The following is a 14,183-nucleotide window of genomic DNA, read 5'->3' on the forward strand; positions in this document are numbered from 1 at the left end:
GAGCGATGGAACTCCACGACGTCTGGTTCGTCCTGATCGCCGTTCTCTGGACCGGCTACTTCTTCCTCGAGGGATTCGATTTCGGTATCGGGATCCTGACCAAGCTGCTGGCCCGGAACCGCAAGGAGCGACGGGTCCTCATCAACACCATCGGGCCCGTCTGGGACGGCAACGAGGTGTGGCTGCTGAGCGCCGGAGGGGCCACCTTCGCCGCCTTTCCCGACTGGTACGCCACGCTCTTCTCGGGCTTCTATCTGCCGCTGCTGCTCATCCTGGTCTGTCTGATCGTGCGCGGTGTCGCCTTCGAGTACCGGGCCAAGCGGCCCGAGGAGAACTGGCAGCGCAACTGGGAGAACGCGATCTTCTGGACCTCGCTGATCCCCGCGGTGCTGTGGGGCGTCGCCTTCGGCAACATCGTGCGGGGCGTGAAGATCGACGCGCAGAAGGAGTACGTCGGCACCCTCGGCGATCTGCTCAACCCGTACGCGATCCTCGGCGGGCTGGTGACCCTGGCCCTCTTCACCTTCCACGGCACGGTGTTCGCCGCGCTGAAGACGGTGGGGGACATCCGGTTCAGGGCGCGGAAGCTGGCCCTTCGTCTCGGAGCGGTCACCGCCGTACTGGCGCTCGGCTTTCTGCTCTGGACCCAGGCGGACAACGGGGACGGCAAGAGCCTGGTCGCGATGATCGTCGCCGTGGCGGCGCTGGCCGCCGCCATCGGGGCCATCGCGGCGGGGCGTGAGGGCTGGTCGTTCGCGCTCTCCGGCGTCACGATCGTGGCCGCGGTCGCGATGCTCTTCCTGACGCTCTTCCCGGACGTCATGCCCTCCTCGCTGAACGACGCGTGGAGCCTGACGGTGACGAACGCCTCGTCGACCCCGTACACGCTGAAGATCATGACGTGGTGCGCCGGGATCGCGACTCCGGTCGTGCTGCTCTATCAGGGCTGGACGTACTGGGTGTTCCGTAAGCGGATCGGTACGCAGCACATCGCCGAGTAACCGCGGCGAAGGCGCCGGATCACGCGGCGCCGGATCACGCGGTGCCGGACCCCGTGGCGCTGGATCACGAGGCCCGGAGCGCGAGCCGCCGGACCATATGGCTCCGAGGCGCAGGCAGAGCAGTAGCGGCAGAGCAGTAGGAGTAGGTGTTTCACGTGAAACCAATCGACCCTCGTCTGCTCCGGTATGCGCGGGCCACCCGCTTCTTCCTGGTGGCGGTGGTGGTCCTCGGGGTGGCCGGCGCGGGACTGGTCATCGCTCAGGCGATGCTCATCGCAGAGGTGGTGGTCGGCGCGTTCCAGCGCGGGTTCGACGGCTCCGACCTGCGTACTCCTCTCCTGCTGCTGGTGGCGGTCGCCGCCGGGCGTGCTCTGGTCTCCTGGCTGACCGAGCTGGCCGCTCACCGGGCGAGCGCCGCGGTCAAGTCGGAACTGCGCGGACGGCTGCTGGAACGGGCCGCCGAGCTGGGCCCGGGGTGGCTGAGCGGGCAGCGCATCGGTTCGCTGGTCGCGCTCGCCACCCGCGGGGTCGACGCACTGGACGACTACTTCGCGCGCTATCTGCCGCAACTGGGACTCGCCGTGGTGGTGCCGGTGGCGGTCCTGGCCCGGATCGTCACGGAGGACTGGGTCTCGGCGGCCATCATCGTGGTGACCCTGCCGCTGATTCCGCTGTTCATGGCGCTCATCGGCTGGGCCACGCAGGCCCGGATGGACCGTCAGTGGCGCCTGCTCTCCCGGCTGTCGGGCCACTTCCTGGACGTGGTCGCCGGGCTGCCGACCCTCAAGGTCTTCGGCCGGGCCAAGGCGCAGGCCGAGGCGATCCGTACGATCACCTCGGAATACCGGCAGGCCACCCTCCGTACGCTGCGGATCGCCTTCCTGTCGTCGTTCGCGCTGGAGCTGCTCGCGACCCTGTCGGTGGCGCTGGTCGCCGTCACCATCGGGATGCGGCTCGTCCACGGCGAACTCGATCTGTACACCGGGCTGGTGGTACTGATTCTCGCCCCCGAGGCATATCTGCCGATCCGGCAGGTGGGGGCGCAGTATCACGCGGCGGCCGAAGGGCTGTCGGCGGCCGAGGAGATCTTCAGGGTGCTGGAGACCGAGCCTCCGGCGGGCGGTACGGGGGAGGTGCCGGGCGCGCTGCGGCTGGAGCTGGACGGGGTGACGGTCCGCCATCCGGGCCGTACGGAGCCGTCGTTGGACGCGGCCACGCTGACGGTCGAGCCGGGGGAGACCGTCGCTCTGGTCGGCCCCAGCGGTGTCGGCAAGACCACCCTGCTGCATGTGGTTCTCGGCTTCGCCGTACCCGATGAGGGCCGGGTGCGGGTGGACGGCCGTGATCTGGACTCCCTCGACCAGGAGCGCTGGCGCGAACGGATCGCGTGGGTGCCGCAGCGGCCGTATCTCTTCGCCGGGACGGTCGCGGAGAACGTACGGCTGGCCCGGCCGGACGCGGACGACGCGGCGGTACGGGACGCGCTGCGGGACGCGGGAGCGTACGACTTCGTGGCGGCCCTCCCGGACGGACCGGACACCGCGCTCGGTGAGGACGGGGCGGGGCTCTCGGCGGGCCAGCGGCAACGGCTCGCGCTGGCCCGCGCCTTCCTCGCGGACCGGCCGCTGCTGCTGCTCGACGAGCCCACGGCGGCGCTCGACGGCGAGACGGAGGAGGGCATCGTCGAGGCGGTACGGCGCCTGGCGGTGGGCCGTACCGTACTGCTGGTCGTCCACCGGCCGGCGCTGCTCGCGGTGGCGGACCGGGTGGTGACCCTCACGGAGCGGGCGCGGCCCCTCGAACGTACGGCGGGATCCGAGGGGCCGGAGCTGCCCGGGTCGCCGGTATCCATGGCGCAGCCCCTGACGCCTCTGACTCCCCTGGCGTCGATGGCGTCAGTGGGGTCGGCGATCGAGGAGTCCGGTCCGGGGCTCGGCATTGGTGACCTCCCCGCGCTGCCCCCGCCCGACGAAGAAGGCGCCGTGCCCGCCGCCTTCGGCGCGGTGGACGGCGGGTACGGAGGCGGACGCGCAGACGGCGGGGACACCGGAACACGCGGGAACGGTGGGAGCGCCGCGGCGCGGGCTCCGCTCGCGCGGATGCGGGCCGCCGTCGGCGCGCTCCGTGGCCGCTTCGTGCTCGCGCTGGTCCTCGGGAGCTGCGCGCTCGGCTCCGCCGTCGGGCTGATGGCCGTGTCGGGCTGGCTCATCTCGCGCGCTTCCGAGCAGCCGCCCGTTCTCTATCTGATGGTCGCGGTGACGGCGACCCGCGCCTTCGGTATCGGGCGGGCCGTCTTCCGGTACGCCGAGCGGATCGTGTCGCACGACGCGGTGCTCAGGATGCTCGCCGACCTCAGGGTCTCCGTATACCGGCGGCTGGAGCGCATCGCGCCGGCCGGACTGCGCGAGACCCGGCGGGGCGATCTGCTGTCCCGGCTGGTCGCCGATGTGGACGAACTCCAGGACTACTGGCTGCGGTGGCTGCTGCCGGTCGGCTCCGCCCTGCTCGTCGGGGTGGGGGCCGTCGGATTCACCGCGTGGCTGCTGCCCGAGGCGGGCGCCGTACTGGCCGGGGGGCTGCTCGTCGCCGGTGTGGGCGTACCGCTCCTGAGCGGTGCCCGCGCCCGCCGGGCCGAGCGGCGACTCGCCCCGGCGCGGGGACTGCTGGCCACACGCGTCGCCGATCTGCTCAGCGGTATGGCCGAGTTGACCGTCGCGGGCGCGCTGACGAGCCGGATGCGCGGGACGCGGGAGGCGGACGGGACGCTGACGGCCATCGCCTCCCGTGGCGCGAGCGCCAACGCGCTGGGCGGCGGGCTCACCGCCCTGGTCTGCGGGCTGACCGTCGCGGCGACCGCGTACGTGGGGGTCGGGGCCCTGGCGGACGGACGGCTCGCGGGCGTCGAACTGGCCGTGGTCGTCCTGACCCCGCTCGCCGCGTTCGAGGCGGTCACGGGGCTGCCGCTCGCCGTGCGGTACCGGCAGCGCTCCCGGCGCAGCGCGGAGCGGGTGTGCGAGGTGCTGGACGCGCCCGTACCCGTACGGGAGCCCGAGCGGCCGGCCGCGCCTCCCGTATCGCCGTTCCCCCTGGAGGTGCGCGGGCTGGCCGCGCGGTACCCGGGGCAGCGGCGGGACGCGCTCAGCGGCTTCGATCTGACGCTGACCGCCGGGAAGCGGGTCGCCGTCGTCGGGCCTTCCGGTTCGGGCAAGACGACGCTGGCTCAGGTGCTGCTGCGCTTCCTGGACGCGCGCGAGGGCGGCTGCCGGCTCGGCGGTACCGACACGGCCGCACTCGACGGGGACACCGTCCGGCGGTTCGTGGGGCTGTGCGCCCAGGACGCGCATCTCTTCGACAGCTCCGTACGGGAGAACCTGAGGCTCGCCCGTACGGACGCGACCGAGGACGAACTGCGCGACGCCCTGCGCCGGGCCCGGCTGCTCGACTGGGTCGACACCCTGCCCGCCGGACTCGACACGCTCGTCGGCGAGCATGGCGCACGGATCTCCGGGGGCCAGCGGCAGCGGCTCGCGCTGGCCCGCGCGCTCCTCGCCGACTTCCCGGTGCTGGTGCTCGACGAGCCGGCCGAACATCTGGACCTGGCGACGGCCGACGCACTGACCACCGATCTGCTGGCGGCGACCGAGGGGCGGACAACGCTGCTCATCACCCACCGTTTGCAGGGCCTCGACTCGGTGGACGAGGTGATCGTTCTCGACGGCGGTCGCCCCGTACAGCGCGGTTCGTACGCCGAACTGGCCGCCGACGAGGGGCCGCTGCGCCGGATGCTCGAACGCGAGCGAGCCGGAGACCTCCTGGAAGCCCAGAAGTCGACTTTCCCTGTCAAATAGGACTTATTAGGCTCTTGGGTATGGACGTGCCCGAACCCAAGGACCCCCTCGAGGCCGCCGCCCGCGCGGCAACCAGCCTTGAGGGCCTGTCCGCCGAGACCGCCGCGCGCGTGCCCCAACTGCTGGAGGCGATGTGTTCGGCCGGCACCGGTCTCGGGCAGCACTCCACGCTCGACCGGATCTGTGAGACCGCGGCCGAACTCGCCGACGCCCGGTACGCGGCGATCGGTGTGGTCGACGAGGAGGGCGAGGGCCTCTCGGACTTCGTGACCTACGGGGCGAGCGAGGAGGTGGCCCGGCGGATCGGGCACAGACCGGACGGACGGAGCGGCCTTCTCGGCGCACTGATCCGGGACCCCGACCCGATCACGCTCACCGATCTGACGACCGATCCGCGCACCGTCGGATTCCCGCCGGGCCATCCGCCGATGCGGACCTTCCTCGGCGTCCCCGTCCGCCTGAGGGACAGGACGATCGGCAATTTCTATCTGGCGGAGAAGGCGGGCGGGGGCGAGTTCGACGACGGTGATCTGCGCCTGTTGCGGGTGCTCGCCACCGAGGCCGGGGCGGCCATCGGCAACGCCCGGCTGTACGAGGCGGCCCGGCAGCGCGAGCGGTGGATCGACGGCTCGGTCGCGGTCACCACCACCCTCCTCTCCGGTGGTGACGCCGACGACGCGCTCTCCGTCGTCGCGGAGCAGGGCCGCAGGCTCTCGGATTCGGCCATGTGCGCGGTGATGCTGCGCGCGCGGAACGGCAGCCTGGAGGTCGTGGCCGTGTCCGCGGAGCATCCGGCGCTGCGCGTGGGCTCCTCTGTGCCGGCCGCGGCCCCCGCCGTCGCGGCTCTGCTGGCCGGCGAATCCGTCTTCATGGACGACGCCGCCCACGATCCGCGGCTGGTGACCGGGCTGGCCTCCGAGTTCGGCCCCCTCATGCTGCTGCCGCTGCGGACCGACGGGCGGGTGCTCGGCGCGCTGGTGATGCCGCGCACGCGGGGGGCGCGCCCGTTCAGCCCTCGGGAACGCGCGCTGGCCGCACAGTTCGCCTCACAGGCGGCGCTGGCCCTGATGATGGCCGAGGCGCAGCGGGACCGGGAGCGGCTGGCCGTACTGGAGGACCGCGACCGGATCGCCCGTGACCTCCACGATCTGGTCATCCAGCGGCTGTTCGCCACTGGGATGACGCTGGAGCGGGCCCAGCGCGGAGAGATGGTGGCGCCGGAGGTGCACCACGGCATCGACAGGGCGGTCGCGGAACTGGACGTGACGATCCAGGAGATCCGTACGGCGATCTTCGCGCTCCAGCAGGGACCGGCCGAGGCCCCGCCCGGGATCCGTACCCGGGTGCTGCGGGAGATCAATATGGCGGCCGTGCCCCTGGGCTTCCGGCCCGCCCACCGCTTCGTCGGCCCGGTCGACTCCGTCGGCGAACTCGCCGGGAAGAACCTGATCGCCGCGCTCCGGGAGGCCCTGTCCAATGCCTTCCGGCACGCGCATGCCACCCGGATCGAGGTCGTCGTCGACTCCACCGTCCGGCTTCCCGACGGCAGGCGCGCGGTCCGGCTGTCGGTCGGCGACGACGGGGTCGGGATTCCGGCGGGCGGGCGGCGCAGCGGGCTGCGCAACCTCGGGCGACGGGCGGATTCGCTGGGTGGATCGAGCACGTGTGAGCCGGGACTCGGGGAGCGCGGGCGCGGTACGACGGTGGTGTGGCAGGTCCCGCTGTAGGGCGCGGTGCTTGTCCGTCCGCTCAGTGTCCGTCCGCTCAGTGTGCGTGCGCTCAGTGTCCGTCTGCTCAGTGTTCGTCTGCCCGGCGACGGGCCACGATCTGCTCGATGACGATGGCGACGCCGTCCTCGTTGTTCGTGACCGTACGTCCCGAGGCGGCGGCCAGGACGTCCGGGTGGGCATTGCCCATCGCGTACGACGTCCCGGCCCAGGTCAGCATCTCCAGATCGTTCGGCATATCGCCGAAGGCGACGACCTCGTCGGACGAGATGCCGCGCTGGGCGCAGCAGAGCGCGAGCGTGCTGGCCTTGCTGACCCCGGGGCCGCTGACCTCGAGGAGCGCGCTCGGGCTGGAGCGGGTGATGACGGCGCGGTCGCCCACCGCTGTACGGGCCACGGCGAGGAAGCCGTCGGGCGTCAGATCGGGGTGGTGGGCGAGCAGTTTCAGCACGGGGGCGGCGGCCCCGTCCTCCGCTTGCTGTTCCTGGACCTGTTCCGAGAGCTGGAGGAGCTTCTCCGCGGTGGCGATGGTCGCGCCCGGATCCTGGTGGAAGGGCGGATACGCCGGCTCGTAATGGATGCCGGTGCTCTGCTCGACGGCGAAGGTCGTGCCGGGCGCGGCGTCGCGCAGCGCCTGGACGACGGCCAGGGCGGTGTCGCGCTCCAGAGGACGGACCTGCAACAGCTTTCCGCCCGCGTGCAGATCGACGACCGCGGCGCCATTGGCGCAGATCGCGAGCCCGTGGCCGTGCACATGCTCGCTGACGACATCCATCCAGCGGGCCGGGCGGCCGGTGACGAAGAAGACCTCGATACCGGCCTCCTCGGCGGCGGCGAGCGCGGCGATCGTACGGTCCGAGACGTACTTGTCGTCGTGCAGCAGTGTGCCGTCGAGATCGGTGGCGATCAGCCGGGGCCTGGCGGGGAGCGGGGAGTCGTCGGGCACGGGCGCGGGTCCATGGGGCGAGGTCACGCGTCCATTCTCCCGTACGGGTACGCACGAGCGTGCGGAGGGGCGCACATCTGAGTGGGCCCGGCGCGTGCCGGCGGCCCCGATACCCGGTCGTACGTGGGCTCCCCACCCGGTCGCATGTGGGCTCCCCGCCCGGCCGGACGTCCGCTCCGGACGCACCCGTATCGTCAGGGGCATGCGTCTGAGTACCGTGATCCTGCCCGTCCGCCGCTGGCACGACGGAGGCCGTGACGAATGGCTGCGAGCCGAACGGCTCGGTTTCCATACCGCGTACACCTACGACCACCTGTCCTGGCGGACCTTCCGCGACGGGCCCTGGTTCGGGGCGGTGCCGACCCTCACCGCGGCTGCCGCCGTCACCGAGCGGCTGCGGCTGGGGACCCTCGTCACCTCACCGAACTTCAGACATCCGGTGACGCTCGCCAAGGACCTCATCTCGCTGGACGATGTCTCGGACGGCCGGATCACGCTCGGGATCGGAGCGGGCGGCACCGGCTTCGACGCGACGGTGCTGGGGCAGGAGCCTTGGACGCCGAAGGAGCGGGCCGACCGGTTCGCCGAGTTCGTGCCACTGCTCGACCGGCTGCTGACCGAGGACTCGGTGACGTACGACGGGACGTACTACTCGGCGGTCGAGGCGCGTGACATCCCGGGGTGTGCGCAGCGGCCCCGGCTGCCCTTCGCGGTGGCGGCCACCGGGCCGCGCGGGATGAAGCTCGCCGCCCGGCACGGTCAGGCCTGGGTGACGACGGGGGATCCGAAGCTGTTCGAGACGGGTACGCCGGAGCAGTCGCGTGCCGCCATCAGCGGGCAGATCGAACGGCTGGGCAAGGCCTGTGTGGAGATCGGGCGGGAGGCGTCGGAGGTGGAGAAGATCCTGCTCACGGGCTTCACCCCGGACCGGAACGGCCCGATGGAGTCGCTCGACGCGTTCGTGGACTTCGCGGGCAGGCACTTCGAGCTGGGTATCACCGAAATCGCGGTGCACGCCCCCATCCCGGATTCGGAGTTCGCCGCCGACCAGCGGGTCTACGAGCGCATCGCCACCGAGGCTCCGGCCCAGCTCCGGCGGTAGCGCCCGCTCGGGGCCGGTCGGCTGTCGGCGGGCGGTTGTCGGCGGTCAGCGGTCAACCGTCTGTGGTCGGCGGTCTGTGGTCGGTGGTCGGCCGTCATCCGTCAGCCGGGAAAGCGCAGGTACCGCGGCGGTACGGAGTCGGTGAGCCAGACGCCGTTGGCGCTCACGTGGAACACCAGCCCGTCGCGGTGCATCGCTCCCGCGTCCACCGGGAGGACGACGGGCCGGCCGCGGCGCGCACCCACCCTCGTCGCGGTTTCGCGGTCCGGCGAGAGATGGACGTGGTGGCGGTCCATGGGGCGCAGCCCCTCGTCCCGGATCGCGTCCAGGTTGCGGGCGACCGTGCCGTGGTAGAGGTACGCGGGCGGGTGCGCCGGGGGCAGCTCCAGATCGACGGTGACGGTGTGGCCCTGGTTGGCGCGGATCCGGTCGCCGTCGATCGTGAAGCGCCGTTTGTCGTTGACGGCGACCACATGGTCGAGTTCGGCGCGGCTCAGCCGGAAGCCGTGCGCGGCGGCGGCGGTCATCAGTTCGTCGACCGGCACCCAGCCATTCGCGTCGAGGGTGATGCCGATCCGCTCGGGCTGGTGGCGCAGGTGTTTGGCGAGGTACTTCGACACCTTCACGATGCGTCGTTCATCGGATACTCCGGTCATCGCAACAGCGTGACCGGTGGTGCTCTTCCGCGCCACTCATTTCAAAATGCTGACGGTCCGTAGGTTTGATCCACAGTCAATTTGGCTTATCCACAGGCTATTTGGCGAATCTGTGGACAACTGGCTTGCGTTTTAACCTATTTGGTTAATTTGACTGTTTTGCCTGTGGGTTGAGGCGAGGTCGTCCAAGGTCCTTGCCTGTAGCTCGCGTTCGGTGGCCGCGGCGACAAAGGCGGCCACCCTCTCCGGACCAACCAGGTTTTCCACAGCCCGGATCGTGTCGGCGGGCAGTTGCACGGACCGGGTCCCGGACCGGGGCGCGGGAGGGGCGTCCACCTCCAGATGCCGCTGGAGGTGACAGGTGGCGAACAGCCGCATCGCCCGCGCCAGTTCGGCATCGACCGACTGCTGCGCCAGCGGCCGCATACGGCGCACCAGCGCGGCGGCCTCGGCCGCGTCCGCGTCTGTCGGCGGCATGTGGCCGAGATAGCGGGCGAAGACATGCTCGGTGGTGAACTCCAGCAAGCGGGAGGCGATGTGCTCGACCTGGCCGCGAAGCTCCCTCAGATGACCGGAGATTGCCGGCAGCGGCACCCCTGCCGCGTGCAACTCCACCGCCACGGCCAGCTCCTGAGGGCTGGGGACGAGGAAGGCGTCATCACGGCCCGGGATACGTTCCAGCACACCCAGCTCCACGGCCTCCTCGACGGCCGCGTCATCGCGTGTGCCGAACCGTTCGTCCAGCTCCGCCCGGGAGATCCTGGCCGCTTCCTCGTCGGTCCACGGTCCCTGTACCTCGGCGACCAGCCCGAGCACCCCGCCCAGTCCGCGCCCGGCGTCCCACGCCTCCAGCAACTCCTTGATGGACGCGAGGGTGTAGCCCCGGTCCAGCAGATCGGCGATCTGCCGCAGCCGGGCGAGATGGGTGCCGTCGTACACATTGGCCCGGCCACGCCGCTCCGGCCTGGGCAGCAGCCCGCGGTCCTGGTAGGCGCGGATCGTACGGACCGTGGCGCCGCTGGCCTGCGCGAGACCCTCGATCCGGTACTCGGTGCCGGGCGCGGCCCCCGGAACGAACCCTGGCACGCTCACTCCCTTCGTCCCAGGGCCGCGCGATCCGCCGCGCCCGTACCCTCCGCTGCGCCCGTACCCTGCGCCGCCTCTCGCGCCGCCGCGTCCGCCGCCGCACGCGCCGCCGGCGAGGCCGCGAGATAGTCGGCCGCCCTGCGCGACGAGCCTTCCTGAGAGGGATGGTACGAGCGCCGGAAGTAGCGGGGTATCGCCGAGCCGAGCTCCCGCCAGGTGGGCAGCAGCCCCTTGCCGACCGCCCTGTTGTGGGCACGCAGCGAGTAGCGCGGCCGGCCCGCGAGCTGGGGGTCGTGCCGGATCAGATAGGCGGTGCCCCTGGCCCACAGCCACAGCAGCACGGGCGCGGTGACGCACATCGTCCCGATCCGCCGGGCGTACCGCAGCGGATCGGAGCCGCCGCAGTGCTGGTACATGTCGAACGCCACCGCACGGTGCTCGACCTCCTCCGCGCCGTGCCAGCGCAGCAGATCGAGCATGACCGCGTCGGCGCCCGCGCGGTCCAGCCCCTCCGCGCGCAGCACCCAGTCGCCGAGGACCGCCGTGAACTGCTCAATCGCGGCGACGAACGCCAGCCGGTAGAGAAGCCATCTCCCGGCCGGGAGGGGAATCCTCCAGGGCGGCTTCTCGCCGAGCAGTCGCTCGAAGAGGAAGTCCACGTGCCGGGTGTACGCGTCGGTGTCCAGGCTCTGTTCCGCCAGGTGGCGCAGCACATAGGAGTGCTGCACGCTGTGTGTGGCCTCCTGCCCCATGAACCCCTTGACGTCCTCGGCCAGTCGCGCGTCGGTGACCAGCGGAAGACCCTCCTTGAAGACCTTCACGAACCACCGCTCGCCCGCGGGCAGCAACAGATGCAGCACATTGAAGACATGGGTGGCGGCGGGCTCGTCCGGTATCCAGTGCACAGGGGTCCCGCGCCAGTCGAACGAGACCCGGCGCGGCGCGATGGGGTGCCGCTCGCTCGACTCGGCGCTCACAGCGGCGGATCCACCCGTGCGAGGGCACGCAGCGCGCCCGGCGCGATCCGGGACAGCAGCCGCGCACCGCGGGCCTCCGGAGTGACCGGCACCACGGCCTGGTTGCGTACGACGGCGCGCAGTACGGCGTCGGCGACCTTCTCGGGCGGATAGTCGCGCAGACCGTACAGCCGTGACGACTTCTTCCTGCGCCGTTCCTCCTCCTCGGCGGAGACACCTGTGAAACGCGCGGTGGAGGTGATGTTCGTGTTGACGAAGCCGGGGCAGATGGCGGAGACCCCGATGCCCTGCCCGGCCAGCTCGGCACGGAGACACTCGCTGAGCATCAGCACCGCCGCCTTGGACGTGCTGTACGCGGGCAGCGCCTTCGAGGGCTGATAGGCGGCCGCGGAAGCGGTGTTGACGATATGACCGCCCTGGCCACGCTCGGCCATCTGCTTGCCGAAGAGCCGGCAGCCATGGATGACGCCCCACAGATTGACGTCCAGGACCTTCTTCCAGTCCTCGACGGTGGTGTCGAGGAACGCTCCCGACAGCCCGATCCCCGCGTTGTTGACCAGCACGTCGACGATGCCGTACTCGGCGGCGACCCTTTCGGCGAGTTCCTCCATCGCCTGCCCGTCGCCGACGTCGGCCGGCTCGGCCCAGGCCTCCGGAGCGCCGATCAGCCGGGCCAGCTCGGCGGTCCTGGCCGCCCCCTCCTCGTCCCGGTCGACCGCGACGACCCGCGCGCCCGCCTCGGCGAACGCGAAGGCCGTGGCCCGGCCGATACCGCTGGCCGCGCCGGTGACCAGCACCAGCTGTCCGCCGAAGCGCTCGGCGTACGGACCGCGCGGAGCGGTACCGCGGTCCGGGACCCCGCCGTCCTCGTGGGCCGTGACGAAGTCACCGATCCAGGCGGCCAGTTGGTCGGGGCGGGTGCGGGGCACCCAGTGCTTCGCGGGCAGCGTGCGCCGCACGAGGTGCGGAACCCACTGCTCCAGATCGTCGTGGAGCCGTTCCGACAGGAACGCGTCGCCGGTGGGCGTGATCAGCTGCACCGGGGCGTGCGCGTAGGCGTCGGCACGCGGCCTGCGCAGCCGGGCGCGGACGTTGTCCCGGTAGAGCCACGCGCCGTGTGCCGCGTCCTGCGGCAGCGAGGACGTCGGGTACGTACCGCCGGGGATCTTCTCGACCCGCTGGAGGATCTTCGGCCACCGCCTGCCGAGCGGACCGCGCCAGGCCAGCTCCGGCAGCACGGGCGTATGCAGCAGATAGACGTACCAGGACTTGGCGCCCTGCCCGAGGAGCTGGCCGGCCCGGCGCGGAGTGGGCCGGGCGGCGCGCTGCTTGATCCAGTGCCCCATATGGTCGAGGGAGGGTCCCGACATCGAGGTGAAGGAGGCGATCCGGCCCTCGGTCCGCGCGACCGTGACGAACTCCCAGGACTGCACGGAACCCCAGTCGTGGCCGACCAGATGGACCGGCCTGTCCGGGCTCACCGCGTCGGTGACCGCCAGGAAGTCGTCCGTCAGCTTCTCCAGCGTGAACCCTCCGCGCAGCGGGACCGGCGCCGTCGACCTGCCGTGGCCCCGTACGTCGTACAGCACCACATGGAAGCGGTCCGCGAGCCGTTCCGCGACCTCCGACCAGACCTCCTTGCTGTCCGGATAGCCATGCACCAGCAGGACGGTCGGCCGCGCCGGATCGCCCAGCTCGGCGACGCACAGCTCGATCCCGCCCGTACGCACCCGGCGCACCCGCGCGCCCGCCAGGCCCGCGTCCGTACCGCCGCTCCCGCCCGCACCGTTGCTCATACGGCCTCCGCCCAGCGCCGCACATGCGGCAGATCGTCATCCAGCCAGAACGCGCTCTGCTCCGGGTCCCGGGAGTCGGTGACCACCAGGATCTCCTCGAACTTCGCGCCGGTACCCCGGAATCCGAGGTGGGGTTCGACCGCCCACAGACCCGGCTTCGGCGGGTGATCGGAGAATCTGTACGGGCTCCACAGCGGCGACCAGCCGTCCCGGTGGCCGTGCAGGGCGTCGGCCGCCAGCCCCTTGAGCGACTGGGTGCCGAAGCCGAACACCTGGGGCGACCAACGGCGCTCCTTCACCCGGTCGATCTTGTGGGCGATGACACCGAACGGATACGCGCGATGCCGGTTGGCGTATCCCTGTCGCACCATCAGCCGGTCCACGTCCTGGTAGATCTTCCTCAGCGGACGCCGCTCGCGCACCTCCCGCAGGATCAGCTCGCGGTGCGCCTCGAGGTCGGCGAGCAGCTTGCCGTGCAGCCGGTTCTGCCCCAGACAGCCCGAGTAGCCGACATCGGCCGTGAAGCCGCGGTGGACCGGCGCCAGGTCGAGGATGAAGGGCATGCCCGCTTCCAGCCGCCGGCCGGTGGGAAAGAACTGCAGCGGTATCCGGAAGCCCGCGAACGCCGTACGGTCCCCGAACCACGCGAAGGGCAGATGGAACCAGTCGCGCACACCACGGGCACGGAGCCACTCGCGCTGCATGCGCGCCGCCTCACGCTCGGTCACCCCCGGCCGCAGCCGCGCGGCGACCGCCTCCGCGCACGCGTACGCCAGGCGCTGCACCTCCCTGAACCCCCGCAGTTCCGTGGCCCGTGCGTCCGTCACTGCGTCCCTTCCGGTCACTGCGCCCCCTCCGTCACTCCGTCGTCCCCGCCACTGCGCCCCCTCCGTCACTCCGTCGCCGCCGCCATCGCGTCGACTCCGGTCGTCACGTCGTCTCCGTCACCGCACCGCCTCCCGCCCGTCCCCGCACCCCGTTCCGTGTGCGGTACGTGTCCGTAACGTGACACTGATGAATGTGACAATGGTTGGCGGCGACGTC

At 71.6% G+C, this 14,183-nt stretch carries 10 protein-coding genes; 4 read left to right on the plus strand and 6 right to left on the minus strand.

What is annotated here, in order from left to right:
* Positions 1 to 5 precede the first annotated feature (5 nt).
* The 3 genes from cydB to ACIOGX_RS13900 all read left to right on the plus strand — a co-directional run bounded on the left by cydB (position 6) and on the right by ACIOGX_RS13900 (position 6,576).
* Positions 6 to 1,001 carry a cytochrome d ubiquinol oxidase subunit II gene (gene cydB / locus ACIOGX_RS13890; RefSeq protein WP_401912902.1) on the plus strand — a complete coding sequence of 332 codons (996 nt, stop codon included), beginning with the start codon at positions 6 to 8 and terminating at the stop codon, positions 999 to 1,001.
* Between the two features lie 155 nt (positions 1,002 to 1,156).
* On the plus strand, positions 1,157 to 4,849 hold the full coding sequence (gene cydD, locus ACIOGX_RS13895) for a thiol reductant ABC exporter subunit CydD (RefSeq protein WP_401912904.1): 3,693 nt from the start codon (positions 1,157 to 1,159) through the stop codon (positions 4,847 to 4,849).
* Between the two features lie 20 nt (positions 4,850 to 4,869).
* Positions 4,870 to 6,576 (plus strand): GAF domain-containing protein, encoded by a 1,707-nt coding sequence (locus ACIOGX_RS13900; protein WP_401765719.1) that lies wholly within the window; start codon positions 4,870 to 4,872, stop codon positions 6,574 to 6,576.
* 67 nt (positions 6,577 to 6,643) lie between these two features.
* Here the strand turns inward: ACIOGX_RS13900 and ACIOGX_RS13905 are convergent, their stop codons facing one another.
* Positions 6,644 to 7,549 (minus strand): Cof-type HAD-IIB family hydrolase, encoded by a 906-nt coding sequence (locus tag ACIOGX_RS13905; RefSeq protein ID WP_401912907.1) that lies wholly within the window; start codon positions 7,547 to 7,549, stop codon positions 6,644 to 6,646.
* 175 nt (positions 7,550 to 7,724) lie between these two features.
* On the opposite strand from ACIOGX_RS13905, the gene ACIOGX_RS13910 reads away from it, so the two are divergent.
* The gene (locus ACIOGX_RS13910; protein WP_356509008.1) at positions 7,725 to 8,624 is read left to right on the plus strand and encodes an LLM class flavin-dependent oxidoreductase; all 900 of its coding nucleotides are present in this window, start codon (positions 7,725 to 7,727) and stop codon (positions 8,622 to 8,624) included.
* A gap of 101 nt (positions 8,625 to 8,725) precedes the next feature.
* On the opposite strand, the gene ACIOGX_RS13915 is transcribed toward ACIOGX_RS13910, so the two are convergent.
* From ACIOGX_RS13915 to ACIOGX_RS13935, 5 genes are all read right to left on the minus strand, one after another.
* Positions 8,726 to 9,280, minus strand: coding sequence for an RNA 2'-phosphotransferase (locus ACIOGX_RS13915; RefSeq protein WP_384769001.1), 555 nt, complete (start codon positions 9,278 to 9,280; stop codon positions 8,726 to 8,728).
* Positions 9,281 to 9,412: 132 nt separating this feature from the next.
* Positions 9,413 to 10,366: a MerR family transcriptional regulator gene (locus ACIOGX_RS13920; protein WP_401912911.1), complete on the minus strand. Its 954-nt coding sequence runs from the start codon at positions 10,364 to 10,366 to the stop codon at positions 9,413 to 9,415.
* Positions 10,367 to 10,368: 2 nt separating this feature from the next.
* Positions 10,369 to 11,343, minus strand: a complete 975-nt coding sequence (locus ACIOGX_RS13925; protein ID WP_401912914.1) for a metal-dependent hydrolase — start codon at positions 11,341 to 11,343, stop codon at positions 10,369 to 10,371.
* Positions 11,340 to 13,139, minus strand: coding sequence for an SDR family oxidoreductase (locus ACIOGX_RS13930; protein WP_401912917.1), 1,800 nt, complete (start codon positions 13,137 to 13,139; stop codon positions 11,340 to 11,342). The genes ACIOGX_RS13925 and ACIOGX_RS13930 overlap by 4 nt, the downstream gene beginning before the upstream one ends.
* The gene (locus ACIOGX_RS13935) at positions 13,136 to 13,966 is read right to left on the minus strand and encodes a M24 family metallopeptidase (protein WP_401912920.1); all 831 of its coding nucleotides are present in this window, start codon (positions 13,964 to 13,966) and stop codon (positions 13,136 to 13,138) included. The genes ACIOGX_RS13930 and ACIOGX_RS13935 overlap by 4 nt, the downstream gene beginning before the upstream one ends.
* Positions 13,967 to 14,183: the final 217 nt, after the last annotated feature.

The organism is Streptomyces sp. NPDC088147, from assembly GCF_044741565.1.
Classification (GTDB): Bacteria; Actinomycetota; Actinomycetes; order Streptomycetales; family Streptomycetaceae; genus Streptomyces.

Bases quoted from the DNA above. Each gene is read 5' to 3' on its own strand.
- cydB (WP_401912902.1), top strand. From the start codon at position 6: ATGGAACTCCACGACGTCTGGTTCGTCCTGATCGCCGTTCTCTGGACC.
- ACIOGX_RS13900 (WP_401765719.1), top strand. From the start codon at position 4,870: ATGGACGTGCCCGAACCCAAGGACCCCCTCGAGGCCGCCGCCCGCGCG.
- ACIOGX_RS13910 (WP_356509008.1), top strand. From the start codon at position 7,725: ATGCGTCTGAGTACCGTGATCCTGCCCGTCCGCCGCTGGCACGACGGA.
- ACIOGX_RS13915 (WP_384769001.1), bottom strand. From the start codon at position 9,280: ATGACCGGAGTATCCGATGAACGACGCATCGTGAAGGTGTCGAAGTAC.
- ACIOGX_RS13930 (WP_401912917.1), bottom strand. From the start codon at position 13,139: ATGAGCAACGGTGCGGGCGGGAGCGGCGGTACGGACGCGGGCCTGGCG.